Origin of the sequence: Streptomyces sp. NBC_01244 (assembly GCF_035987325.1) — a bacterium.
Taxonomy (GTDB): Bacteria; Actinomycetota; Actinomycetes; order Streptomycetales; family Streptomycetaceae; genus Streptomyces.
In genome coordinates this window covers 3,347,176-3,371,389 of sequence record NZ_CP108488.1, presented here as the reverse complement: position 1 = coordinate 3,371,389, position 24,214 = coordinate 3,347,176, and the positions used below count along the sequence as shown (strand labels likewise).

Annotated in this window: 21 protein-coding genes, 2 tRNA genes and 1 pseudogene; 22 read left to right on the top strand and 2 right to left on the bottom strand. The window is 72.3% G+C overall.

The genetic code is table 11. The features are described from left to right. Positions 1-45: 45 nt before the first annotated feature. The 7 genes from OG247_RS15025 (at position 46) to OG247_RS14995 (ending at position 6,769) form a co-directional block, all read left to right on the top strand. Positions 46-1,047: a glycosyltransferase family 2 protein gene (locus tag OG247_RS15025; protein WP_327252723.1), complete on the top strand. Its 1,002-nt coding sequence runs from the start codon at positions 46-48 to the stop codon at positions 1,045-1,047. Then, positions 1,047-1,505 carry a GtrA family protein gene (locus OG247_RS15020; protein ID WP_327252722.1) on the top strand — a complete coding sequence of 153 codons (459 nt, stop codon included), beginning with the start codon at positions 1,047-1,049 and terminating at the stop codon, positions 1,503-1,505. The genes OG247_RS15025 and OG247_RS15020 overlap by 1 nt, the downstream gene beginning before the upstream one ends. Before the next feature lie 107 nt (positions 1,506-1,612). Beyond that, a complete protein-coding gene (proB, locus tag OG247_RS15015; RefSeq protein WP_327252721.1) occupies positions 1,613-2,740 on the top strand; it encodes a glutamate 5-kinase in 1,128 nt (375 codons plus the stop codon). A gap of 86 nt (positions 2,741-2,826) precedes the next feature. Continuing rightward, complete coding sequence (locus OG247_RS15010; protein WP_442813288.1) at positions 2,827-3,237, top strand: hypothetical protein; 411 nt, start codon at positions 2,827-2,829, stop codon at positions 3,235-3,237. Between the two features lie 357 nt (positions 3,238-3,594). Continuing rightward, the gene (locus OG247_RS15005; protein WP_327252720.1) at positions 3,595-4,872 is read left to right on the top strand and encodes a glutamate-5-semialdehyde dehydrogenase; all 1,278 of its coding nucleotides are present in this window, start codon (positions 3,595-3,597) and stop codon (positions 4,870-4,872) included. A gap of 77 nt (positions 4,873-4,949) precedes the next feature. Next, positions 4,950-5,510, top strand: coding sequence for an SCO2584 family spore wall biosynthesis protein (locus tag OG247_RS15000; RefSeq protein ID WP_327252719.1), 561 nt, complete (start codon positions 4,950-4,952; stop codon positions 5,508-5,510). 68 nt (positions 5,511-5,578) lie between these two features. Continuing rightward, positions 5,579-6,769: an SCO2583 family membrane protein gene (locus OG247_RS14995; RefSeq protein WP_327252718.1), complete on the top strand. Its 1,191-nt coding sequence runs from the start codon at positions 5,579-5,581 to the stop codon at positions 6,767-6,769. On the opposite strand, the gene OG247_RS14990 is transcribed toward OG247_RS14995, so the two are convergent. Continuing rightward, positions 6,753-7,871, bottom strand: coding sequence for a M48 family metallopeptidase (locus tag OG247_RS14990; protein ID WP_327252717.1), 1,119 nt, complete (start codon positions 7,869-7,871; stop codon positions 6,753-6,755). The two genes, OG247_RS14995 and OG247_RS14990, sit on opposite strands and share 17 nt — an antisense overlap. 141 nt (positions 7,872-8,012) lie before the next feature. On the opposite strand from OG247_RS14990, the gene OG247_RS14985 reads away from it, so the two are divergent. The 14 genes and pseudogenes from OG247_RS14985 (at position 8,013) to OG247_RS14920 (ending at position 22,789) form a co-directional block, all read left to right on the top strand. Continuing rightward, entirely contained in the window at positions 8,013-8,180 is a 168-nt protein-coding gene (locus OG247_RS14985; RefSeq protein WP_327252716.1) for a hypothetical protein, read from the top strand. A gap of 98 nt (positions 8,181-8,278) precedes the next feature. Further along, positions 8,279-8,896, top strand: coding sequence for a nicotinate-nucleotide adenylyltransferase (gene nadD, locus OG247_RS14980; protein ID WP_243334788.1), 618 nt, complete (start codon positions 8,279-8,281; stop codon positions 8,894-8,896). A 23-nt stretch (positions 8,897-8,919) separates the two neighbouring features. Continuing rightward, positions 8,920-10,644 carry an LCP family protein gene (locus tag OG247_RS14975; RefSeq protein ID WP_327252715.1) on the top strand — a complete coding sequence of 575 codons (1,725 nt, stop codon included), beginning with the start codon at positions 8,920-8,922 and terminating at the stop codon, positions 10,642-10,644. Between the two features lie 140 nt (positions 10,645-10,784). Further along, a complete protein-coding gene (gene rsfS, locus OG247_RS14970; protein ID WP_250739445.1) occupies positions 10,785-11,231 on the top strand; it encodes a ribosome silencing factor in 447 nt (148 codons plus the stop codon). Between the two features lie 32 nt (positions 11,232-11,263). Beyond that, the gene (locus OG247_RS14965; RefSeq protein WP_442813287.1) at positions 11,264-11,962 is read left to right on the top strand and encodes a histidine phosphatase family protein; all 699 of its coding nucleotides are present in this window, start codon (positions 11,264-11,266) and stop codon (positions 11,960-11,962) included. Positions 11,963-12,074: 112 nt separating this feature from the next. Next, a tRNA-Ala gene (locus OG247_RS14960) sits at positions 12,075-12,147 on the top strand. 136 nt (positions 12,148-12,283) lie between these two features. Next, complete coding sequence (locus OG247_RS14955; protein WP_007264019.1) at positions 12,284-12,517, top strand: hypothetical protein; 234 nt, start codon at positions 12,284-12,286, stop codon at positions 12,515-12,517. Between the two features lie 177 nt (positions 12,518-12,694). Beyond that, positions 12,695-12,767: transfer RNA gene (locus OG247_RS14950), tRNA-Ala, on the top strand. A 257-nt stretch (positions 12,768-13,024) separates the two neighbouring features. Continuing rightward, positions 13,025-15,898, top strand: a complete 2,874-nt coding sequence (gene leuS / locus OG247_RS14945; protein WP_327252714.1) for a leucine--tRNA ligase — start codon at positions 13,025-13,027, stop codon at positions 15,896-15,898. A 143-nt stretch (positions 15,899-16,041) separates the two neighbouring features. Next, positions 16,042-16,734, top strand: coding sequence for a hypothetical protein (locus OG247_RS14940; protein WP_327252713.1), 693 nt, complete (start codon positions 16,042-16,044; stop codon positions 16,732-16,734). 557 nt (positions 16,735-17,291) lie between these two features. Beyond that, positions 17,292-18,137: a DegV family protein gene (locus OG247_RS14935; protein WP_327252712.1), complete on the top strand. Its 846-nt coding sequence runs from the start codon at positions 17,292-17,294 to the stop codon at positions 18,135-18,137. A 500-nt stretch (positions 18,138-18,637) separates the two neighbouring features. Next, on the top strand, positions 18,638-19,264 hold the full coding sequence (locus OG247_RS14930) for a ComEA family DNA-binding protein (RefSeq protein ID WP_327252711.1): 627 nt from the start codon (positions 18,638-18,640) through the stop codon (positions 19,262-19,264). 293 nt (positions 19,265-19,557) lie between these two features. After that, positions 19,558-21,771, top strand: a pseudogene (locus OG247_RS14925) (ComEC/Rec2 family competence protein); the annotation flags it as partial. Between the two features lie 136 nt (positions 21,772-21,907). Continuing rightward, the gene (locus tag OG247_RS14920) at positions 21,908-22,789 is read left to right on the top strand and encodes a YceI family protein (protein WP_442813286.1); all 882 of its coding nucleotides are present in this window, start codon (positions 21,908-21,910) and stop codon (positions 22,787-22,789) included. An 18-nt stretch (positions 22,790-22,807) separates the two neighbouring features. Here the strand turns inward: OG247_RS14920 and OG247_RS14915 are convergent, their stop codons facing one another. Then, a complete protein-coding gene (locus OG247_RS14915; protein WP_243334774.1) occupies positions 22,808-23,050 on the bottom strand; it encodes a hypothetical protein in 243 nt (80 codons plus the stop codon). Positions 23,051-23,124: 74 nt separating this feature from the next. On the opposite strand from OG247_RS14915, the gene holA reads away from it, so the two are divergent. Next, on the top strand, positions 23,125-24,117 hold the full coding sequence (holA, locus tag OG247_RS14910; RefSeq protein ID WP_327257480.1) for a DNA polymerase III subunit delta: 993 nt from the start codon (positions 23,125-23,127) through the stop codon (positions 24,115-24,117). Positions 24,118-24,214: the final 97 nt, after the last annotated feature.

The window sequence follows — 24,214 nt, the reverse complement described above, 5'->3', positions numbered from 1 at the left end:
GGTCCGGTCGCCGTAATCCACCCGTTCGGACCGCAGGAAGTGTTCATGAAGCTGTCGGTAGTAGTCCCTTGCTACAACGAGGAAGCTGTCATCGACAGCTTCGACACGGAGATCCGCAAGGTTCTGGATGCTCTGCCCGTCGAGTACGAGGTCTGCTACGTCGATGACGGCAGCCGCGACGGAACCCTCGAAAAGCTCCGCAAGATCGCGGCGCAGCACACGGACCGGACCCGGTACGTCTCCTTCAGCCGGAACTTCGGCAAGGAGGCCGGCATGCTCGCGGGCCTGCGCGAGGCCACCGGCGACGCCGTGGTCATCATGGACGCGGACCTCCAGCACCCGCCGGAGCTCATCGCCACCATGCTCGACTACTACCGGCAGGGCCACGACCAGATCATCGCCCGCCGCACCCGCGAAGGGGACAAGAAGCTCCGCTCGGCGCTGAGCCGCCTCTACTACCGGGGCGTCAACCGCTGGGTCGACGTGGAGCTCACCGACGGCGTCGGCGACTTCCGGCTGCTGTCCCGCCCGGCCGTGGACGCGCTGCTGTCGCTGCCCGAGTACAACCGCTTCTCCAAGGGCCTGTTCTCCTGGATCGGCTTCGACACGGTCCACTTCGACTACCGCAACGCGCAGCGCGAGGCCGGCGAGACGAAGTGGAAGTTCGGCGCCCTGCTGAACTACGGCATGGACGGGCTCATCTCGTTCAACAACCGGCCGCTGCGCATCGGCATCTGGTCGGGCGTGTCGCTGGTGGCCCTGACGGTGCTCTACGCCCTGTTCATCACCGTCATGGCGATGACCAACGGGGTGGAGTCCCCGGGTTACGTCACGATCGTGGCGCTCATCGCGGGCCTGGGCGGCGTTCAGATGATCATGCTGGGCCTGATCGGCGAGTACATCGGCCGCATCTACTACGAGACCAAGCGCCGGCCGCACTTCCTGGTGAAGGAGTCGCACGGCACCGACCGGACGGGCAACCCCACCGACATCCGCGACGCGCAGCTGCCGGAGGCCGAGGCCGTGATCGCCGAGCGAAGCAACTGATGTCCCGCACGACGGACGGGCGGCCCGCCACCGACCGGAAGACCCAGCTCGGCCAGATCGTCCGGTTCGGTCTGGTCGGCGGGGTCAACACCGGAACCTTCTACGTCCTCTACCTGCTCCTGCACCCGTGGATGCCGTACTTCGCCGCCTACTCCCTCGCCTTCGTGCTGGCGATGGTCGGCTCGTTCTTCATGAACACCTACTTCACCTACCGGACCCGGCCGACCTGGAAGAAGTTCCTGCTCTTCCCGCTGACCAACATCACGAACTTCGTGGTCCAGTCCGTCGGCCTGTACGCCCTGGTGAGCTGGGCCGGCATGAACACCAAGATCGCGCCGCTGGTCGCGGCCGTCGTGGCGATCCCCTTCACCTTCGTCATCTCCCGCAAGATCCTCATTCCCGGGACGGCCGACGCGGCCGGAGAACCGGAGCAGGCCCAGAGCGCGTCCACGGTCTGAAACCGGAGGGCGGCCCCGCCCGGGCACCCCGTAGATTGGGCGGGCAGGTGCGCAGGTTCCTGTTCGGCGAGGGTCATTCGGCGAGGGTCAAGGGTCAGGGGACAGAAGTGTCAGCGGCTAGGCAGGACGTGCTCGACGCGCGCAGGATCGTGGTCAAGGTCGGCTCCTCCTCCCTGACCACGGCGGCCGGCGGACTCGACGCCGACCGGGTGGACGCGCTGGTCGACGTACTGGCCAAGGCGCGCAGCGGCGGCGAGAAGGAGATCGTCCTGGTCTCCAGCGGAGCCATCGCCGCCGGACTCTCCCCGCTCGGCCTGCGCCGCCGCCCCACCGACCTGGCCCGCCAGCAGGCCGCCGCGAGCGTCGGCCAGGGCCTGCTCGTCGCCCGCTACACCGCTTCCTTCGCCCGGTACGGCGTACGCGTCGGCCAGGTGCTCCTCACCACCGACGACACGAGCCGGCGCGCGCACTACCGCAACGCCTACCGGACCCTGGACCAGCTCCTGGCCATGGGGGCGCTGCCCGTCGTCAACGAGAACGACACCGTCGCCACCGACGAGATCCGCTTCGGCGACAACGACCGCCTCGCCGCACTCGTGGCCCACCTGGTCCGCGCCGACCTCCTCGTCCTGCTCTCGGACGTCGACGGCCTCTACGACGGCGACCCGTCCCAGCCCGGCACCAGCCGCATCGACGAGGTGCACGGCCCCGAGGACATCGCCCACGTCACCATCGGCAGCGTCGGCAAGGCGGGCGTCGGCACCGGCGGCATGGCCACCAAGGTCGAGGCGGCGCGCATCGCCGCGGCCGCCGGCATCCCGGTCGTGCTCACCTCGGCGAGCCAGGCCGCGGACGCCCTGGCCGGGCGGGCCACCGGCACCCTCTTCCACTCCACCGGACGCCGCTCGACGGACCGGCTCCTGTGGCTCCAGCACGCCTCGACCCCCCAGGGACACCTCGTCCTGGACGAGGGAGCCGTCCGCGCGGTGACCGAACGCGGAAGCTCGCTCCTGCCCGCCGGCATCGCCTCGGTCGAGGGCGACTTCGTCGCCGGGGACCCCGTGGAACTGCGCTCGGCCGACGGCCGGGCAGTGGCGCGCGGCCTCGTCAACTTCGACGCCAAGGAGCTCCCGCAGCTCCTCGGCCGCTCCACGCGCGAGCTCGCGCGGGAACTCGGACCCGAGTACGAGCGGGAGGTCGTCCACCGCGACGATCTGGTCCTGCTGCAGGGCTGAGGTTCGGTAAAACCGCCGCGCGGTGAGCCGAGGACTGGTCAACTGTGAGGGGCGGACACGCGTAGCGCAGACCAAGGAGGCGGCTGGTGAGACGAGCGCTGACCAGCGTCGGCACCGGGGACGGTGACGTCGGCGGGACCGGGGAGGACCGGGACGCCTCCCGTCTCTGGCACATCACCCTGAGCGTCTCCGGGAAGCCCGCGCCGCTGTCCGACGTACGCCGCGGGCTGGAGCAGCTCGCCCACGACCACCCCTTCCTGCTGACCAGCCGCTACGCCGACGACCACGCGGAAATCCGCTACTGGGAGGAAGCCCGAGACCTCCACGACGCGGCCGCCGTCGCGCTGCGGCTCTGGGGGGAACACCGGTCCTCGGCGAACCTCCCGCCCTGGGAGATCGTCGGCCTCGAAGTCATCGACCGCGCCACCTACCACCAACGTGTGGCCGAAGGTTACGGCCCACCCCCGGCCCACCCCATGGGCGTGCACCCCTATTAGACGCGGCGGTAGGCGGTGCCGCCATCGTCGTCCCGGCGTGGGGGTCCGGCGGGGCTTCGCCCGTTCCCCGGGCTCTGCCCGGACCCGGTCCTCAAACGCCGGACGGGCTATGAATGCCGCTGCGCGGCATCATTCAGCCTCGCCGGCGTTTGAGGCGCGGGGGCCGGGGCGGAGCCCCAGGGGGTCCGGGCGTAGCCCGGGGAACGGTGGAAGGGCGGGTAGGGGACCTCGCCCCGCAGGGCAGAACCAGCCGCACCCGCCCACCGGGGCCACCGCCGGACGCAGTCCGCGTCGAAAAGGTGTCTCGCGGGGTGGAACCCCATCGGCCCGGGGGTGGACGGGGATTACCCTGGCCGCATGACCTCGCTCGATGCCGCCACCTCGCCCGTCCTCGCCACCGCGCAGCGGTCCCGTACCGCCGCCGCGGCCATCGCCCCCCTCCCGCGGTCCGCCAAGGACAAGGCCCTGCTGGCCATCGCGGACGCGCTGGAGGCCCGTACGGCCGAGATCGTCGAGGCCAACGCCGTCGACACGGCGAAGGCGGCCGCAGCCGGAACCAGTGAGACCGTCATCGACCGTCTCACCCTCACCCCCGACCGCATCGCGGCCATCGCCTCCGACGTCCGTGACGTCGCGGCCCTGCCCGACCCCGTCGGCGAGGTCGTCCGCGGCTCCACCCTCCCCAACGGGATCGACCTCCGCCAGATCCGCGTCCCGCTCGGCGTCGTCGGCATCATCTACGAGGCCCGCCCCAACGTCACCGTCGACGCCGCCGCCCTCTGCCTGAAGTCCGGCAACGCCGTCCTCCTGCGCGGCTCCTCCTCGGCCTACGCCTCCAACACCGCCCTCGTGGCCATCCTGCGCGACGCCGTCGCATCGGCCGGCCTCCCCGCCGATGCCATCCAGCTCGTACCCGGAGAGTCCCGCGACTCCGTCCGCGAGCTGATGCGCGCCCGCGGCCTCGTCGACGTCCTCATCCCGCGCGGCGGCGCCTCGCTCATCAAGACCGTCGTCGAGGAATCCATCGTCCCGGTCATCGAGACCGGTACCGGCAACTGCCACGTCTACGTGGACGCCGAGGCCGACCTGGCCATGGCCGTGGACATCCTCGTCAACTCCAAGGCCCAACGCCCCTCCGTCTGCAACTCCGCGGAGACCCTGCTCGTACACCGGGACATCGCCGACGCCTTCCTGCCGCTCGCCCTGGACGCCCTCGCCGACGCCGGGGTGACCGTGCACGGAGACGAGCGGGTGCTCGCGTACGCGCAGGACTCCAAGGTCACCGCCCTCCCCGCCACCGACGAGGACTGGGCCGCCGAGTACCTCTCGTACGACATCGCCGCCGGTGTCGTCGACTCCCTCGACGGGGCCGTCGCCCACATCCGCCGCTGGACCTCCGGCCACACCGAGGCGATCGTGACCACCTCGCAGGCCGCCGCGCGCCTCTTCACCCAGCTGGTCGACTCGACCACGGTTGCCGTGAATGCCTCCACCCGGTTCACGGACGGTGGCCAGTTCGGCTTCGGCGCGGAGATCGGCATCTCCACGCAGAAGCTGCACGCCCGGGGCCCGATGGGGCTGCCCGAGCTCACCTCGACCAAGTACATCGTCACCGGCGACGGTCACGTACGGTAGTCGGGGTCTGAACACGGTGTGGCCGGATTTCGGCGTACGCCCTGCCCAAAGGTGTCCCTCAGGTCTACGCTGGTCTCGTGCCGGACGACGTGGGGGGCAAACCGTTCCCGGACGACGGGGAGCCCGACGACGACCGCGGAGGCGCGGACAAGGACTTCGCCTCCGTGGTGTTCGACGAGGACTTCGTCCGGAACGCCGAGATCCGTGAACCGAGCGCCGCAGAGCGCCAGCGGGCCGGCGAGCGGGCGCGCGCCGAGGCGGCCGAGGCCGCCCGCGCCGCCTTCGCGGGCGGCTGGACGGGCGACGAGGACTACGACGCGTACGCCTACGGCGGCGCCGACGGCTACCACTCCGAGGACTCCGGCTGGGAACACGGCCACGGAGCCCCCTCCGCGGAGGGCCCCTACGGCGCGTACGGCGGCAGCCTGCGCCCCTACCGCGGCCGCTCGCCGTGGCTGCGCCCCGTCGCGTGGGTGCTCGCCTTCGTGATGGGCCTCGGGATGATCGCGCTCGCCTTCAGCGCCGTGTACCGCAGCGCGGCGAGCGACGCGGAACCGGCTCCGGCCCCCGCCAGCACCCCGTTGGGCGAAGTCACCGGCGCCGGAGCGTTTATGGACCGCGCCATCCGCCAACCCTGAAAGTACGACCCCGCTCCCCATCGCCGGAGCCGGGGGCTTCTCTGGAGCGGGGACAGCGGGGAGAAGCGATGGCCATGCCAGGAGATCCGCCGAACGGCACCCCCGAGGGCGCCGGCGGGGCCGACGACGAGTTCCGGGCCGACGAGTACCGGTCGGTGGTGTTCGACGAGGACTTCGTCCGGGCTGCCCGGCTCCAGGAGTTCTCCGCACAGGAGCGCATGGGCGAGCACGCCCGCGCCGTACGGAGCCGGTCGATCTGGTCGAGCGGCGGAGGCCATCCCGGATCCCGGACCGGCTCCCGCGGCGGGGCGGCCCGGCAGGGCCGGATCATCGTGCTCTGCATCGCCCTGGCGCTCGCCGGCGCCGTCTACATGGGGCTGCGCAATCCCTACGTGCCGCCCGCCGGGCACCCGGCCGAGGCGATGAGCAGCACCGTCGTCCCGCTCGCGCCCTCCGAGCCCGTCCCGGGCGGCCGGCCCGCCGACCTGTACGCGCAGAGTCCGGCGGCCCAGTACCGCATCGGGGCGGCCGGGATCACCTTGCCCGGTGTGCGCCGTACCCGGCACTTCAGTGACGAGCAGGTCCAAACCGCGCTGACCATCGCCAAGGACTACCTGGTGCAGTCCTCACTGGACCCCGATGTCCTGTCCGGCGAGGCCTCCCGGCCGGTGCGGGTGCTGCTCGACCCCGACCAGCTGACGCAGTTCGACCAGAGCATGCTCGCGCCCGCCGGCAACGGGCGGCACGCCGTCACCGGCTGGCTGGTCCGCTTCGACCCGGCGACCGCCGTGGTGGCCGACACCCGGGTCCGGGTCAGCGGGGTCCTCGCCGCCGCGGAGACCGCCCCGAACGCGCTGGAGGTCACCTCCGACCACACCTTCGTCTACGCGGTGCGCCCGGCCACCGGCCAGCCGGCAGCGGCGGACGGGGCCTCGCTCTTCACCGTCCGCCGGGAGCTGCGGCTGCGCTTCGACCGCGACGACCTCACGGCCCGGCGGGCGGAGCTCGTCTCGGCCTACGTGATGGCGGGCCCGCAGGCCTGTTCGGCCGACCCGGCCGGAGGCTTCCGCCCGCTGACGGCGGGCGCCGGGCCGACCACCACCGGCCCGGCGGCGACCGACCCGTACGCCAGCGGCAGTCCGCGCCGCACGGCCGGGCTGTGCGGGGTGCTCGCACCGACGCCCACCGCGGAGCCACCGCGGACGCAGTCCCCGGCGTCCCCGGCCGCCCCGGGGCAGGGCGTCAGCCCTGCTCCGTAGCCCCGCCCTTGCCGGTGTCCTTGTTCTCGCCGTCGCCGGCGCCGCCGCTGGTGCCCGAAGCGCCGCCCGCACCCGCGGCACCCATGCCCGAAAACTTGTCCCGCAGCTTGCCGCCCAGGTCCGCCGTGCCGCCGGCGATGTCGCCGACCAGCTTCAGCAGCGGGTCCTTGCTCGTGCGCACCGTGTCGGCGTAGTGCGCGGCGGACTGCCGGAAGGAGTCGGTCACCGAGGTGTCCTTGTCGTCCTCGCGCCGCGGGTAGTGGCCGTCCATGATCCGCTGGTGGTCCCGGTTCTGCGACCACTTCTTCAGCTCGGCCGCCCGCACCGTGGTGAAGGGGTGCGTCCGGGGCAGCACGTTGAGGATCTTCAGGACGGAGTCGCGCAGATCGCCGCTCTTCTCGTACTCCTCGGCCTGGGCGAGGAACGCGTCGACATTCATCTCGTGGAGGTGGTTGCCGCCCGCGAGCTTCATCAGCCCGCGCATCGAGGCGTGCACGTCCTGTCCCACCAGCAGCCCGGCCCGGTCCGCGGACAGCTCCGACTTGCGGAACCACTCGCGCAGCGCCGTCACGAGCCCCATGATCGCCACATTGCCCAGCGGGATCCACGCGACCTTGAGCGCCAGGGTCGTCAGGAACAGCAGGATCGTGCGGTACACGGCGTGCCCCGACAGCGCGTGACCCACCTCGTGGCCCACCACCGCCCGCATCTCCTCCTCGTCGAGGAGCTCGACGAGGGCCGTGGTGACCACGATGATCGGCTCGTCCAGCCCGATGCACATGGCGTTGGGCTTCGGGTCCTGCTGGACGTACATCTGCGGGACCTTCTCCAGGTCCAGGATGTAGCAGGCGTCCAGGAGCATCGCGTGCAGGTGCGGGAACTGCGTCTCGCCCACCCGGACGGAGTCCGAGAGGAAGAGCAATCTCAGACTGCGCTCGGGCAGCAGCCCGCTCAGCGTCTTGAAGACCGTGTCGAAACCGGTCAGCTTGCGCAGGGCCACGAGCGCGGACCGGTCCGCCGGATGCTCGTACGCCCGTGAGGAAATACCGGGGAACCTCCTGCGGTCCCGCGCCGGTGCCTTCTCGAATCCCGTCCCCGTCATAGCGCCCTCCCCGTTGATGTGTGCGGCTGGCCGCCCGTCTATCCTCTCCAACGCCTGAGTCGGCGTGAGCGTGCCCCAGGCCCCCGCATACGATGTGAGCGAAATCTCCGCCCGCTCCCCGACCCGATAGGTACCTGCCTGATGAGCCTCGCCTCCACCGCCCACAACCTGGTCGTCCTCGCCTCCGAGGGAGCCGAGAAGCACGGCGGCAACCACGACAGCCTGAACCCGTACCTGACCGGCGGGGCCGCCTTCGGCATCCTCCTGCTGATGCTGTGGGTCACCACGCGCCTGAACCGGGACCGCTGAACCCCAGAACGCCCGGTCCGTCGAGGCCACCGAGGTCACCGCGTACGCACCCGTAGGCGGGTCCCTGCCGCGCCACCGGGCCAGTAGGCTCTGCGCTCATGGGAGAGCAGGAAATGCCTACCGGCCCGGTCAAGCGCAGGCTCGGGGTGATGGGCGGGACATTCGATCCGATCCACCACGGACACCTGGTGGCCGCCAGCGAGGTGGCCGCGCTGTTCCACCTCGACGAGGTGATGTTCGTACCGACCGGCGAGCCGTGGCAGAAGTCGCAGCGGGCCGTGTCGTCCGCCGAGGACCGGTACCTGATGACGGTCATCGCGACTGCCTCGAACCCGCAGTTCTCGGTGAGCCGCATCGACATCGACCGCGGCGGCCCGACGTACACGATCGACACCCTGAGGGACCTGAGCGCCCTCAACGACGACGCCGACCTCTTCTTCATCACCGGCGCCGACGCCCTTGCACAGATCCTGACCTGGCGGAACGCCGAGGAGCTCTTCGCCCTCGCGCACTTCATCGGCGTCACCCGGCCGGGCCACGTGCTCACCGACGACGGCTTGCCCGAGGGCGGCGTCTCGCTCGTCGAGGTTCCGGCGCTGGCCATTTCGTCCACGGACTGCCGTGCCCGCGTGGCCAAGGGGGATCCTGTCTGGTACCTCGTGCCCGACGGCGTGGTTCGCTACATCGACAAGCGTGAGCTGTACCGGGGAGCCTGAGCTTCCGGAGAGAGGGGCCCGCGGTGAACGACCGACACGAGCCGTACGACCCGTATGCCGGCCAGGAGCAGCAGCTCGTCGGCTACGACGCGTACGGGCGGCCGATGTACGGCCAGGTGCCCGCGCAGCCCGCCCCCGAGCCCGCACCCTCCTACGAGCAGCAGCAGTACGAGCAGGGCTACGGCTACGACTACCAGGGGTACGGCGGGCAGCAGCCCCCACAGCAGCAGCCCCCGCAGTACTACCCGCAGCAGCCCCAGGAGCAGTACCCGCAGGCCTCCCAGGCCCCGCAGTACGGGTACGACACGCAGTCCACCCCGCAGTACGACACCCGGGCCACCCAGCAGTGGATCCCGCAGCAGGTCGCTCCGCAGGCCCCGGCGCAGGCGCCCCTCAGGGCCCCCGCGCCCGAGCCGGAGTTCCGTCCCGCCGCGCAGGTGCCGGAGCCCCGACGGGCCGACGGGCCGGGCGCGCAGGGGCAGGGGCCCTCGTACCAGACCGAACAGTTCGCCTTCATCGACCAGCCGGACGAGGACTCCGAGGACGTCATCGACTGGCTCGCCTTCACCGAGAGCCGGACCGAGCGCCGCGAGGAGGCACGCCGGCGCGGCCGCAACCGGGTCGTGGCGTTGATCGTCGTCCTGGCGCTCTTCGTCGTCGCGGGCCTGGGCTACCTCTGGTACGCGGGCAAGCTGCCGTTCCTGGAGGGCCCCGGCAAGGCCTCGAACGGCGCGGCCGCCACGGGCCCGCAGAAACGCGACATGATCGTCGTGCACCTGCACAACACCAAGAAGGGCGGCACCTCCACGGCGCTGCTCGTCGACAACGTGACCACCAAGCGGGGCGCCACCGTCCTGGTGCCGAACACGCTGAACGTCTCCAGGGACGACGGCACCACGGCCCAGCTGGGCAAGGCCGTCGAGGACGGCGGTCTGGGCGTACGGGAATCCCTCGACTCGGTCTTCGGCACCCGCATCGGCGGCACCTGGCGACTCGACACCCCCTTCCTGGAAAACTTCGTGGAGCTGGTCGGCGGCATCGAGGTCGACACCGACGTGGCCGTCCCGGCGGACGACGCGGCGAAGGTGCCCGCCGTCGGCCAGGGCCCGAAGCAGAGCCTCAGCGGTGCGATGGCCGTCGCGTACGCCACGTACCGGGCGCCGGGCGAGCCGGAGGCCAAGCAACTGGACCGGCTCGGCAAGGTCCTGCTGGGCCTGCTGCGCAAGGTGCCCGGCGATCCGAAGTCGGCGGCGATGACGGTGGAGACCACCGGTCAGATCCTGGACCCGGCGCTGAACGCGCAGACGCTCGGCGCGCTGCTGTCCAAGCTCGGCGAGCACGCCAAGGTGGGCGCGTACCGCACCGACGTGCTCGGGGTGAAGCCGGACGGCGGCCTCACGGACGAGGCCAACAAGAAGGTGGTCAAGGAGGTCCTCGGCGGCTCCGTCGCGGAGGCCCAGCCCGGGGCACTGCCGCGGGTCGGCCTGAAGGACGCGACCGGCGACGCCAAGACGAACACGGCGGCGAAGGCGGCCCTGCTCAACGGCGGCTACACCCTGGTGGACGGCGGCAAGGCCGACAAGACGGCGCCCGCGTCGCAGATCACGTACCAGGACGACGCGCAGCGGGACAAGGCGATCGAGGTCGCCAAGACGCTGGGACTGCCCGAGACGGTCGTGAAGAAGGCCGAGAACGCGGTGAACGCGGACGTCGTGGTGACGCTGGGCAAGGATTACAAACCGTCCTGAGCCGTCCGAGGCCTACTGCGGCCTGCGCCGGCGGGGCCCTTCGGACACGGCCCCGCCCGCGCGGCACGCTGCGCGCGGGCGGTGTCGGCGGTACATGAGACCCTTGTAAGGATCTGCCCGCCAACCCGAAAGCATGGCCAGTGACCGCCACGGACCGCTCCATCGAGCTCATCACCGCCGCCGCCCAGGCCGCGGCCGACCGGCTCGCGCACGACATCATCGCGTACGACGTCAGCGACGTGCTGTCGATCACCGACGCCTTCCTCCTCGCTTCGGCTCCCAACGACCGTCAGGTCAAGTCGATCGTCGACGAGATCGAGGAGAAGCTCCTGAAGGAGCTGGGCGCCAAGCCGGTGCGCCGCGAAGGCGACCGCGACGCCCGCTGGATCCTGCTCGACTACATCGACATCGTCGTCCACGTGCAGCACAGCGAGGAGCGCGTCTTCTACGCGCTGGAGCGCCTGTGGAAGGACTGCCCCGAGATCGACCTCCCCGAGGACGCCAAGCTCACCAAGGGCAAGGCCGAGGAGCACGCCGCGCTGCGCGCCGCGCAGGGCGACGACGAACTGGACGGTGATCTGTTCTGAGCGCGACCCACGACGGCACGACCCCTGAGGGTGTGACCCGCGAAGGCACGGCCGTTGACGGCAGGGCCGGCGGCGGTACGACCAGCGGCAACGGCCGGACCAGCCGCAAGATCGTCCTGTGGCGGCACGGCCAGACCTCGTGGAACCTGGAGCGCCGCTTCCAGGGCTCCACGGACATCGAGCTGACCGAGGCCGGTGTGGCGCAGGCGCGCCGTGCCGCCCGGCTGCTCGCCTCGCTGAAGCCCGATGCCATCGTCGCCTCGGACCTGATGCGAGCCGCCGCCACGGCTGCCGAGCTGGCGGCAATTACGGGGCTGGCGGTGACGCACGACGAGGCGCTGCGCGAGACGTACGCCGGCGAATGGCAGGGCCTCACGCACGACGAGATCCTGGACAAGTACGGCGACCAGTACGCGGCGTGGAAGCGCGGCGAGGCGGTCCGCCGCGGTGGCGGCGAGCTGGAGACCGAGGTCGCCGACCGGGCCGCGCCGGTGGTGCTGGAACACGCCGACCGGCTGCCCCCCGGCGGCACGCTCGTGGTGGTCAGCCACGGCGGCACCATCCGTACGACGATCGGCCGCCTGCTGGGCCTGGACTCGTACTACTGGGAGGGCCTGGGCGGGCTCTCCAACTGCTGCTGGTCCGTCCTGGGCGAGGGCGCGCGAGGCTGGCGGCTGATGGAACACAACGCCGGCACGCTGCCCGAACCGGTGCTCGGCGACGACGACTGAGCCCACCTCGGAGCGGCTCCCACCCGGATTTCACTTTCCGGCTGGTCACAGGCTAGAGTTCTTCTTGTTCGCAGCGCAGAACACCGGAAACGGGGGGAGCGTCGCGGAGAGCGGGGCTATAGCTCAGTTGGTAGAGCGCCTGCATGGCATGCAGGAGGTCTGGAGTTCAATTCTCCATAGCTCCACAATCAAGATCCCGTCCCCAACAGGGGGCGGGATCTTTGCTTTTGTCCACAGCTGCCCGAGCGAGCACCGGCATGGCAGAATCGGACGGCCGGAGGGGGACGACGACGGCCCGACGCGGGAGGGAGTCGCTGACGGATGGGTGCACACCGGCGGCGGTGCGACTGGTGCAACAACGGCACGCCGATCGTGCGGGACATGGAGCCGGTCAATCCCGACTACCAGTACTGGTGCGAGGAATGCGCGCGGGCACTGATCATAAAAGGCGACCCGATCGAGACGTACCGCGAGCTGGAGGGCGAGCCGATCTACGGGCGACTGCTCGACGAGCACTGCACGCTGAAGCGGTTCTACCAGTTCGCGCGGGCGTGACGCGGGGACGCGGGACGGCGTGACCAGCAACGAGCCGGGGCATGTGACGAATCGCCAGGAAACGGACATGGCCCGGGGCTCGTGGAAACCGATTTTTGGACCAGGGCCATCACCGTGTAATGTTTGGGATGTCGCCAAGGGGGCCGGAAACGGGCCACGAAGCGGCAGGCAAGACAAGGGGCTATAGCTCAGTTGGTAGAGCGCCTGCATGGCATGCAGGAGGTCTGGAGTTCAATTCTCCATAGCTCCACAGTGAAGAAGCGGGCCACCGGAAACGGTGGCCCGCTTCTCGTTGTGCGTCCACCGGCCGGAAGGGCAGAGCGCCCCTCGGGGCCGCTGCGGTACCCTGACGCCATGCGTGCCGTACGCCTTCTGCTTACCGAGCCGCGCTGAACAGTTCCGACCCCACGAAGCGGTCGGCCCCGGCGCGGCGCCCCCTCCTGTGCGAGGGGTTTTTTCGTTTGGGCAGCAGAGACGGCAGAGACGATCGATGGAGCTTCAGGAATCATGAGCGAGACGAACACCCCGGCCCCCGAGGCGGCCGAGGCGCACCGTTACACGGCTGCCATGGCCGCCGACATCGAGGCACGCTGGCAGGACGTATGGGACGCGCAGGGCACGTACGAGGCCCCGAACCCGACCGGTGACCTGGCCGGAGACCCCGAGGTCGTGGCGCGGCCCAAGAAGTTCATCATGGACATGTTCCCGTACCCCTCGGGCGCGGGCCTGCACGTCGGCCACCCGCTCGGGTACATCGCCACCGACGTCTTCGCCCGCCACCAGCGGATGAGCGGCCACAACGTCCTGCACACCCTGGGCTTCGACGCCTTCGGCCTGCCGGCCGAGCAGTACGCCGTGCAGACCGGCACGCACCCGCGCGTGTCGACCGAGGCGAACATCGAGAACATGAAGGTCCAGCTGCGCCGGCTGGGTCTGGGTCACGACAAGCGCCGGTCGTTCGCGACGATCGACCCGGACTACTACAAGTGGACCCAGTGGATCTTCCTGCAGATCTACAACTCCTGGTACGACGCGGACGCCGCGAAGGCCCGGCCCATCGCCGAGCTGGTCGCCTCCTTCGAGGACGGCTCGCGTGAGCTGCCCGGCGGAGCCTCCTGGGCCGCGCTGAGCGCGGGCGAGCGGGCCGACGTACTGAACGGGTACCGGCTGGCGTACGCCTCGGACGCGCCCGTCAACTGGTGCCCCGGGCTGGGCACCGTACTGGCCAACGAGGAAGTCACCGCCGACAACCGGTCCGAGCGCGGCAACTTCCCCGTCTTCAAGTCCAAGCTGAGCCAGTGGAACATGCGGATCACGGCCTACGCCGACCGCCTGATCGACGACCTGGACGCGCTGGACTGGCCCGAGGCCATCAAGCTGCAGCAGCGCAACTGGATCGGCCGCAGCGAGGGCGCGCGCGTCGACTTCGCGGTCGGCGACGGCGACGCCATCACCGTCTTCACCACCCGCCCCGACACGCTGTTCGGCGCCACCTACATGGTGCTGGCGCCCGAGCACGAGCTGGTCGCGAAGATCGTCCCGGCCGAGTGGCCCGAGGGCACCCACCAGCTGTGGACCGGCGGCAACGCGACCCCCGCCGAGGCCGTGGACTCGTACCGCAAGCAGGCCGCCGCGAAGTCGGACGTCGAGCGGCAGGCCGAGGCCAAGGACAAGACCGGCGTCTTCACCGGCGCGTACGCGACCAACCCGGTCAGCGGCGACCAGGTGCCCGTCTTCATCGCGGACTACGTGCTGATGGGCTACGGAACCGGCGCGATCATGGCTGTCCCGGCGCACGACAGCCGTGACTTCGAGTTCGCGCGCGCCTTCGAGCTGCCGGTGCGCTGCGTCGTCCAGCCCACGGACGACCGCGACGCCGACCCGCTGGAGTGGGAGGACGCGTTCTCCTCGTACGACGGCACCATCGTCAACTCGACGGGCGAGGGCATCTCGCTGGACGGTCTGGGCGTGGTCGAGGCCAAGGCCGCGATCACCGACTGGATGGCCGGGCGCGGCATCGGCGAGGGCACCGTCAACTTCCGCCTGCGCGACTGGCTGTTCAGCCGCCAGCGCTACTGGGGCGAGCCCTTCCCGATCGTCTACGACGAGGACGGCGTCGCCTACCCGCTGCCCGAGTCGATGCTGCCGCTGGAACTGCCGGAGGTCGAGGACTACTCGCCGCGCACCTTCGCGCCGGACGACGCCACCTCCAAGCCGGAGACCCCGCTGTCGCGCAACCAGGCGTGGGTCAACGTGGAACTGGACCTGGGCGACGGTCGCGGGGCGCGCCCGTTCCGGCGCGAGACCAACACCATGCCGAACTGGGCCGGCTCCTGCTGGTACGAGCTGCGCTACCTGGACCCGAACAACGGCTCGGCCCTGGTCGATCCGGAGATCGAGCAGTACTGGATGGGCCCGCGCGAGGGTCAGCCGCACGGCGGCGTGGACCTGTACGTGGGCGGCGCCGAGCACGCGGTGCTGCACCTGCTGTACGCGCGCTTCTGGTCCAAGGTGCTGTTCGACCTGGGACACGTCTCCTCGGTCGAGCCGTTCCACAAGCTGTTCAACCAGGGCATGATCCAGGCGTACGCGTACACCGACTCGCGCGGTGTGTACGTCCCGGCGGCCGAGGTCGAGGAGCGGGACGGCGGCTACTTCTACCAGGGCGAGCCGGTCAAGCGTGAGCACGGCAAGATGGGCAAGTCCCTGAAGAACGCCGTCACGCCGGACGAGATCTGCGAGGAGTACGGCGCGGACACCCTGCGCCTGTACGAGATGGCGATGGGCCCCCTGGACGTCTCGCGTCCCTGGGACACCCGGGCCGTCGTCGGCCAGTACCGGCTGCTGCAGCGCCTGTGGCGCAACGTGGTGGACGAGGAGACGGGCGTCGTCACGGTCGTCGACGCGGAGCCGGACGAGGCCACCCTGCGCGCGCTGCACAAGGCGATCGACGGGGTCGGCGCCGATATGGCCGCACTGCGCTTCAACACCGCCATCGCGAAGATCACCGAGCTGAACAACACCCTGACGAAGGCGGGCCGGCCGCTGGAGCGCTCGGTCGCGGAGCGGCTGGTGCTGTTGGTGGCCCCGCTGGCGCCGCACATCGCGGAGGAGCTGTGGCAGCGCCTGGGCCACGGCGAGTCGGTCGTCCACCAGGACTTCCCGGTCGCGGACCCGGCGTACGTCGTCGACGAGAGCGTCACGTGCGTCGTCCAGATCAAGGGCAAGGTCAAGGCCCGCCTGGAGGTGTCTCCGGCGATCTCCGACGCCGAGCTGGAGCAGCTGGCGCTGGGTGACGAGGCGGTCGTGGCGGCGCTGGGCGGGGCGGAGATCCGCAAGGTCATCGTGCGCGCGCCGAAGCTGGTGAACATCGTCGTCTGACGTCTGACGTCTCCGTCTGACGTCGCTGTCTGACGCGTCTAGGGGTATTCCCGTACGGGCAGGTTGGGGGTTCGATTGGAACCCGCGGCCTGCCCGTGGCGTTTACGGTGGAAGGGACGTAATCGGCTGGGGAAGGGACCCTCATGGAGGCGGCTTTTATCATCGTGGCCCTGGTGCTGCTGTTCGCCTTTCTGGGGCTCGGTGCCTACGTGACGACGAAGGTGGTCAAGGCCGCCGCGCGCGGCGTGGACCGGACCATCACCCAGGCCCGCCGCACCGTGGAGGACACCACCCTGAAGGCCCGCAGCTTCGGCCAGGTCGGTGTCGCGGGCGCGCTGGCCACGCTGCGGCTGGACCTGCGGAACTCGATGCGGGCGACGCAGCGGGCGCTGTACCAGGGGGTCCAGACGGACGCCTCGCTGAAGGAGTCGATCGGGCTGTTCGAGCGGTTGAGCGTGCACGGACACGAACTCGACGACGAGCTGAAGCGCCTGGAGGCGGAGCCCGACCGCCAGCGGATCGCGGCGGTCCTGCCGGACCTGCGGGAGCGCACGGCGCAGATCACTCAGGCGGCGGACTCGCTGCGCTGGGCGGCGCGCGACCGCGCCCTGCGCTTCGCGGAGGACGACCTGTCGCACCTGTCGGCCCAGATCGACGTCGAGTCGGGCGCGCTGCGGGACTGGTCCCGCGCACCGGCCGACGACGTCCCCCACTCGACTCCCACGACTCCCACGACTCCCACGTGGAACACCCCCGAGCCCGCGGCCCTCTCCGAACCCACCCCGCCCCCCCAGTACCCCTGGCAGAAGACCCGCCGCCCGGAAGCGACGACCTGAGCCGGGCCGCATCCAGGTCGGGCCTCGCCGACGCTTGAGGTACGGGATCTGGGGCGGAGCCCCAGGGGCTGGGTCCGGGCGCAGCCCGGTGCCCTCCGGCGGGTTCGGAGTGTGAGGACCGGCCCGGGGGTGCAGCCCGTGCCCTCCGGCCGGCCGGTCCGGGGTCTGAGGATCGGGGTCCGCGCGCAGCCCGCTACCCTTCCAGCCCCGCCGGCGTTTGAGGACCGGGATCCGGGCGTAGCCCGCATCCAGCCTCGCCGGCGTTTGAGGCGCGGGTCCGGGCGGAGCCCGGGGAACGGTGGAAGGGCGGGTAGGGGACCCAGCCCCGCAGGGCCGACCACCTGCTGTCGGAGTCCGTCCGAGGCCGGGGCAGCAGGTCCGTGGACTGCGCGCAGTCCGGCGGGAGCGGGGCGGCGGCCTGGCGGGAACGCGGCGGAGCGGCCGGACCGGGTGGCGGCCCGGATGGGGACCGGCGGGAACCCCCTCGGAGCCGGGCCCGAGGCGCACCGGCAGACCCGGGCTGCCGGAACACCCCCACTGCCGGTAACCTCCGCCTCATGTCCCGCCATGTCGCGATCGTCACGGATTCCACGGCCTACCTGCCCCAACCGGCCATGGCGCGGCACGGAATCACCTCCGTCCCGCTGACCGTGGTCCTCGGCGACGAAGCCCTGGAAGAGGGCACCGAGATCTCGGCCAGGAGCCTCGCCCTGGCCCTGCAGAAGCGCCGCTCGGTCACCACGTCCCGCCCCAGCCCCGAGGACTTCGCCCGGGCCTACCGGGCGGCCGTGGAGGCCGGTGCGACCGGCATCGTCAGCCTGCACCTGTCCGCGGAGTTCTCCGGCACCTACGACGCCGCCGTCCTCGCCGCGAAGACCGCCCCGGTGCCCGTCCGCGTCGTCGACACCGGCATGGTCGCCATGGCCCTGGGCTTCTGCGCCCTGGCCGCGGCGGAGGTGTCCGAGGCCGGCGGGTCCCTCGACGAAGTCGTCGCGGCGGCCGAGAAGCGGGCCGCCGGGATGTCCGCGTACTTCTACGTCGACACCCTCGACTACCTCCGCCGCGGAGGCCGCATCGGGGCCGCGCAGGCCCTCCTCGGTTCGGCGCTCGCGGTGAAACCGCTGCTGACGCTGGACGGCGGGCGGATCGAGATGCTGGAGAAGGTGCGTACGGCCTCCAAGGCCATAGCCCGCCTGGAGGAGCTGGCCGTCGAGCGCGCCGGATCCGGCCCCGTCGACGTGGCAGTGCACCACCTCGCGGCCCCGGAACGCGCGGAGAAGCTGGCGCAGCGGCTTCGCGAGCGGATCCCCGGGCTGGTCGAGCTGCACGTCAGCGAGGTCGGCGCGGTGATCGGCGCACACACCGGACCTGGGTTGCTGGCGGCGGTCGTCTCCCCGCGCTGATCACCGGACCGAGTGAGGGAGATATCCACAACGGTCCGGCCATCCACCGGAATTGAGGCTTCCGAACGCGTGCCGCGGCACGGCCCTACCGTCGTGCCATGACTCTTCGTACGCGCACCCCAGGTCCCGCCGGCGCCACCAGTGGCCCCGGCCGTCCCCGCCTCTCCGACAGCCGCTTGCGGCATCGCCACGGCCGGCGATCAGGCCGCCCCGATCCCGCGGTGGTGCGACGCCGGGCCGAGGCCCTGCTCGGAGCGGGCCGCCCCCCGGGCGATCCGCCGCCGGAGGGCGCCCCGGCCGGGACAGCGCCGCCGGATGTCCGCTCCGTCGGGGTGGCGCCGGAGGCCGGGGCCGAGGGCCGGCCGGAGCCGCCGGTCGGGCCAGGGCCGGTGGTCGGGCCAGGGCCGGTGGTTCGAGTCGAGGCGCCCGCCCGGGGCGGCGCGGCGGCGGCTCCGCCCGAGGGCCGGGAGGTGCCTGCCGGGGCTTTACGGTGGCTCGCGGTGCGGGAGCGGCTGCCCCTGTGGCTGCAAACCCGCTGCGGGGTCGAGCTGCGCACGGTGGCCGCCGTCTCGGTGGTACTGGTCGTCGCGGTCGGGTTCGCAGCACAGCAGTACAGGGCGGCCCGGCCTCGGCCGGTGACCGCACCCGCCCTGGCGGCGCCCGCGGCGGCAGCGCTGCCGGCCCCGACCGCGGCCCGGGCGGGCCCCGGCGCCGGTCCCATCCTGGTGGACGTCAGCGGCAAGGTCCGTGACCCGGGAGTGCGCAAACTGCCTCCCGGCTCGCGCGTGGAGGATGCCTTGGCCGCCGCCGGGGGAGTGCGGCCCGGGACGGATACCACCGGGCTGAACCGGGCCCGCGTCCTGATGGACGGCGAGCAGGTCCTGGTGGGCGCTCCGGCCCCGCCGCCGCCGACGGGCCGGGGAGGTCCCGCCTCCGGGCCGCTGAGCCTCGGCACGGCCACGGCCGAGCAACTGGACGGCCTGCCGGGAGTCGGACCGGTCCTCGCGCAGCACATCGTGGACTTCCGCACGGTGCGCGGGGGCTTCCGCTCAGTCGAGGAGCTCCGGCAGGTCAACGGGATCGGCGAGCGCCGATTCGCCGATCTGCGTGAGCTGGTGCGGCCGTGAGCCGGGCCGGCGGCGCGGGGCCGCGTCCGGCCGGGCGGGTTCCGAGCGCGCGGGGTCCGGCGGGGCGGGGTCCGGCGGGGTGGAGTGCGCGTGTGCGGGGTCCGGCCGGGCGGGAAGCGGTCGAGCGGGAAACGGCGGGGCAAGGCTCGGCCGGGCGGGAGCAGGGGCCGGTGGATTTGCGGCTGGTGGGGCTGGCTCTGGCTGTGTGGGGGGCTGCTGCCGTGGGCCTCGGGGCGCCCGTCGGCCGGAGTGCCGTCGCGGCGGGGCTGGGAGTGGGTGCGGCCGGGCTGCTGATGCTGGCGGGCCGGAGGCGCTCCGTGCCGTTCCGGACGGCCGTGGCGGCGGTCCTGCTGTGCGCGGCCGCCGGAGCCGGGGTGGCGGGTCTCCAGCGGGCCGAGGCGCGGGCCGGGCCGGTCCCGGAGCTGGCCCTGGACCATGCCCGGGTGCTGGCGGACCTCACCGTGGGCTCCGATCCGCGGACGGTCCGCACCGGGAGCGGGCCGCCCGTGGTGGTGCTCGACGCCGTGGTGACCCGGCTGACCGGGCCCGACGGTGCCCGGACCCGGGTGTCGACCCCGGTACGGGTGCTGGCGGGGCATCCGGGGTGGGCCCGGTTGCAGCCCTCGACACGGATCGAGGTGGTGGCCCGGCTGGCCCCGGCGCGGGAGGGGGAGCGGGCCGTCGCCCTGCTCCGTCCGGCCGGGGACGCCCCGCCACGGGTGACCGGCGGGCCGGACACCGTGCAGCGGATCGCCGGGCGGCTGCGGGCCGGGCTGTGCGAGGTCACCGACGGGCTGGCCCCGGACGCCAGGGCTCTCCTGCCGGGACTGGTGGTCGGGGACACCTCCCGGGTGGAGCCCGATCTGCACGACGCGTTCCGCGCCACCGATCTTCTGCACCTGCTGGCCGTGTCCGGCTCCAACCTGACCGTGGTGCTCTTCCTGCTCATCGGGGCCCCGGCCCGCGCGCAGCAGGCCGAGCGGGGCGGGCTCGCCCCGCGCCTGGGGCTCTCGCTGCGGGCGACGGCCCTGTGCGGGGTGGCCCTGACCCTGGCCTTCGTGGTGGTGTGCCGACCGGAGCCCAGCGTGCTGCGGGCGGCGGCCTGCGGCTCGGTCACCCTGCTGGCCATCGCCACCGGGCGGCGCAGGTCCCTGATCCCGGCGCTGGCCGCCGCCGTCCTGCTGCTGGTGCTGTACGACCCCTGGCTGGCCCGGAGCTACGGCTTCCTGCTCTCCGTCCTGGCCACCGGGGCCCTGCTGACGCTGGCTCCCCGGTGGAGCGAGGCCCTGCAGCGGCGCGGCATGCGGCCCCGCCCGGCCGAGGCACTGGCGGCCGCGGCGGCGGCCCAGGCGGTGTGCGCGCCGGTCGTCGCGGTGCTGTCGGCCCGGGTGAGCCTGGTGGCGGTGCCCTGCAACCTGCTGGCCGAGCTGGCGGCGGGGCCCGCGACCGTCCTGGGGTTCGCCGCGCTGGCGGCGGCCCCGGTGTGCCGGCCGGTGGCCGAGGCGCTCGCCTGGTGCGCGGGCGTGCCCGCCGGGTGGATCGCCGCCGTGGCCCGGGGCGGGGCAGGACTGCCCGGGGCGGAGCTGGGCTGGCCCGGCGGGGTGGGCGGAGGGTTGCTGCTCGCCGCCGCCACCTTGGCTGCGGTGCTGCTCGGCAGGCGGTTCGGCCGGGGGCGATGGCTCGCCCCCGCCCTGGCCGTGGTGCTGCTCCTCGCCGTACTGAGGCCGCCCCTGGTCACTCGTACGGTCAAGGGCTGGCCGCCGCCCGACTGGATCTACACCCAGTGCGCGGTCGGCCAGGGGGACGCCGCCGTACTCGCCGTGGGCCCGGGTACGGCCGTGGTGGTGGACGCGGGCCCCGAGCCCGGGCCGGTGGACGTGTGCCTGAGGGAGCTGGGCGTGACCCGGGTGCCGATGGTCCTGCTGACGCACTTTCACGCCGACCACGTGGGCGGGCTGGCCGGGGTGCTCAAGGGCCGCTCGGTGGGTGTGGTGCAAGTCACCGGACTGGAAGAGCCGCCCGGGCAGGCCGCGTTCGTACGGCGGATGGCGGCCGCCGCCGGGGTTCCCCTCGTCCGCGCCGTGGAGGGGGAGCGGCGGCGGGCCGGGCAGCTGGAGTGGCAGGTGCTGTGGCCGCCGACCGAGGGTGTTCCCCCCGAGGGTCCCAACGACGCGAGCGTGGCCCTGCTGGTGCGCGGCGCGGGCCTGACCCTGCTCCTCCTGGGTGACCTCGAACCGGGCTCCCAGCAGGCCTTGTTGAGGAACCATCCGGAACTGGGGCCGGTCGATGTGCTCAAGGTCGCGCACCACGGCAGCGCCCATCAGGATCCCGGGCTGTACGAGCGGATCCGGCCGCGGCTCGCGATCGTCCCGGTGGGCGCCGGGAACAGGTACGGGCACCCCGCGGCGGGTACGCTCGCCCGGCTGCGGGAGTCGGGCGCGGCCGTGCTGCGCACGGACGAGGACGGTTCGGTCGCCGTCACCGGCAGCGGCCCGCGGCTGCGGGCCTTCCCGGCCGTCCGGCGACGGGCGCCGCACGGGCATACCAGGAGTGACCGCTCCGTTTGCCCACAACCCGACAGCATGATCGAATGCGTTTTCGCCAGAGCGGTGCAAGCCCACACAGCACGGGGGTGCATAAACCATGTTCAGTCGCAGACGGGGGATGGAGACGGCGGGAAGCGCCAGTCCCCAGACATCCGCGACACTGACGCTTCCTCATACCGCGCGGCTGCTCAGCTGCCGGGTCCTCGACACGGTCCACCAGCCCGTCCGGCAGGCCAAGTTCGAGGTGACCGACCCGATAGGCCGACGGATCGTCAGCGGGGAGACCGACCCGTACGGCGGGTTCACGGCGGCGGTGCCGGCAGGCGAGTACCGGCTGGCCGTCACGGCCGAGGGCTACGCGCCCTTCCACGGGGCGACGCTGGTGGGGGACCCGGCGCAGCCGGGCACCGGGGAGATCGTCCTGGACTCGGTGGATCCGCCGCTGCTGCCGCAGCCGGGCCACTGGGAGCTCGATCCGGGGCATTCGTCGATCGGGTTCTCGGCCCGTCACATCGGCTTCGCCCGGATCAACGGCCGGTTCAACACCTTCGCCGGCGCGGTGCGGATAGCCGAGCGCATGGAGGACTCCTCCATGCACGTGATCATCGACGCGGCGAGCATCGACACCGGGCTGCGGATGCGGGACGACCACCTGCGCTCCGCGGACTTCCTGGACGCGGCCCGCCACCCCACGGTGGAGTTCTACAGCGAGCGGTTCATCCACCGCAGCGGCAGCCGCTGGTCCGTGGCGGGCGCTCTCACCCTCCACGGGGTCAGCCGGTCCGTCACCCTGGGCACCGACTACCTGGGTCTGGGTACGGGCCTGGAGGGCGAGCCGAGGGCGGCCTGCAGGGCGACCGCCGAACTGAACCGCGAGGACTTCACGCTGAACTGGCAGTCGATGCTGGCGCACGGGATCGCGGCGATCGGTTCGAACGTGGAAGTGACCCTGGACATGCAGGTCGTGCACAAGGCCTGACCGGGTGGGGTCCGGTGGCTACGGGGCTTCGAGCCAGCCGTCGTACTCGGCGGCGAGCTCGTCCAGGGCGGTGGCGTCCAGCCGTTCGCGCGGGTCCTCGACGACCACCAGCCACTGGGCGTCCTCGGCGTCGTCCTCGCCGGCGAGGGCGTCGCGGACCAGCTGCGGTTCCTCCGGGAGGCCGAAGCGGTCGACCACCTCCCGCGCCACCTCCTCGGCGGTGTCGCGGTCGGGCAGGACCAGTACATGTCGCACGTTCACCCGGCCATTCTCGGGCACGGGGGAGGGGGCCGGGGCGCGAGGGTCTGTCAGTGCGGCGTGGGATGCTGGAGGCGATGGCCACCAGGAAGAATTCCACCGACGATCCGCTCGCCCCGATCACCCTCGCGGTGGGGCAGGAGGACCTGCTGCTCGACCGCGCCGTGCGGGAGGTCGTGACGGCGGCGCGAGCCGCCGATGCCGACACGGACGTGCGTGACCTCGCCTCCGAGCAGCTCCAGCCGGGCACGTTGGCCGAGTTGACCAGCCCCTCGCTCTTCTCGGAGCGCAAGGTGCTCGTCGTGCGCAATGCGCAGGACCTCTCGGCCGACACGGTCAAGGAGGTCAAGGCGTACCTCGGCTCGCCGTTCGAGGAGATCGCCCTCGTCCTCCTGCACGCGGGTGGCGTCAAGGGCAAGGGCCTGCTGGACGCCGCGCGCAAGGCGGGTGCCCGCGAGATCGCCTGCCCGAAGATGACGAAGCCGGCGGACCGGCTGGCGTTCGTGCGGGGAGAGTTCCGGACGCTGGGCCGTTCGGCCACGCCCGAGGCCTGCCAGACGCTGGTCGACGCGATCGGCAGCGACCTGCGGGAGCTGGCGAGCGCGGCGGCGCAGCTGTGCGCGGACGTCGAGGGCACGATCGACGAGGCCGTCGTCGGCCGCTACTACACCGGCCGGGCCGAGGCCTCGAGCTTCACCGTCGCCGACCGGGCGGTGGAGGGTCGCGCCGCGGAGGCCCTGGAGGCCCTGCGCTGGTCCCTGTCCACCGGGGTGGCCCCGGTGCTGATCACCAGCGCGCTGGCCCAGGCGGTACGGGCGATCGGGAAGCTGGCCTCGGCCCCGCGGGGGGCCCGACCCGGGGACCTCGCACGTGACCTCGGGATGCCGCCGTGGAAGATCGACCGGGTCCGGCAGCAGATGCGGGGGTGGTCGGCGGATGGTGTCGCGGACGCCCTGCGAGCCGTGGCTGATGCCGATGCGGGGGTGAAGGGCGGGGGTGACGACCCGGAGTACGCGCTCGAGAAGGCAGTCGTCGCGGTCGCCCGGGCGGCGCGGACCCGCCGGGGCTAGCCCCGGGCCCCAGAGCCTGTCCGGTTGCCCCTGCCCCCTGCCCCCTGCCCCCTGCCCCCGGCCCCGGCCCCGGCCCCTGCCCCTGGCGCCGTGGCCC

What these genes read in the sequence shown, in the direction of transcription:
- OG247_RS14985 (WP_327252716.1), top strand. Translation starts at nt 8,013, where the DNA reads ATGAGCCTCGCCTCCACCGCCCACAACCTGGTCGTCCTCGCCTCCGAG.
- OG247_RS14940 (WP_327252713.1), top strand. Translation starts at nt 16,042, where the DNA reads ATGGAGGCGGCTTTTATCATCGTGGCCCTGGTGCTGCTGTTCGCCTTT.
- holA (WP_327257480.1), top strand. Translation starts at nt 23,125, where the DNA reads ATGGCCACCAGGAAGAATTCCACCGACGATCCGCTCGCCCCGATCACC.
- OG247_RS15005 (WP_327252720.1), top strand. Translation starts at nt 3,595, where the DNA reads ATGACCTCGCTCGATGCCGCCACCTCGCCCGTCCTCGCCACCGCGCAG.
- OG247_RS15020 (WP_327252722.1), top strand. Translation starts at nt 1,047, where the DNA reads ATGTCCCGCACGACGGACGGGCGGCCCGCCACCGACCGGAAGACCCAG.
- nadD (WP_243334788.1), top strand. Translation starts at nt 8,279, where the DNA reads ATGGGAGAGCAGGAAATGCCTACCGGCCCGGTCAAGCGCAGGCTCGGG.
- OG247_RS14920 (WP_442813286.1), top strand. Translation starts at nt 21,908, where the DNA reads ATGTTCAGTCGCAGACGGGGGATGGAGACGGCGGGAAGCGCCAGTCCC.
- OG247_RS14935 (WP_327252712.1), top strand. Translation starts at nt 17,292, where the DNA reads ATGTCCCGCCATGTCGCGATCGTCACGGATTCCACGGCCTACCTGCCC.
- leuS (WP_327252714.1), top strand. Translation starts at nt 13,025, where the DNA reads ATGAGCGAGACGAACACCCCGGCCCCCGAGGCGGCCGAGGCGCACCGT.
- OG247_RS14990 (WP_327252717.1), bottom strand. Translation starts at nt 7,871, where the DNA reads ATGACGGGGACGGGATTCGAGAAGGCACCGGCGCGGGACCGCAGGAGG.
- OG247_RS14955 (WP_007264019.1), top strand. Translation starts at nt 12,284, where the DNA reads ATGGGTGCACACCGGCGGCGGTGCGACTGGTGCAACAACGGCACGCCG.
- OG247_RS15025 (WP_327252723.1), top strand. Translation starts at nt 46, where the DNA reads ATGAAGCTGTCGGTAGTAGTCCCTTGCTACAACGAGGAAGCTGTCATC.
- OG247_RS14995 (WP_327252718.1), top strand. Translation starts at nt 5,579, where the DNA reads ATGGCCATGCCAGGAGATCCGCCGAACGGCACCCCCGAGGGCGCCGGC.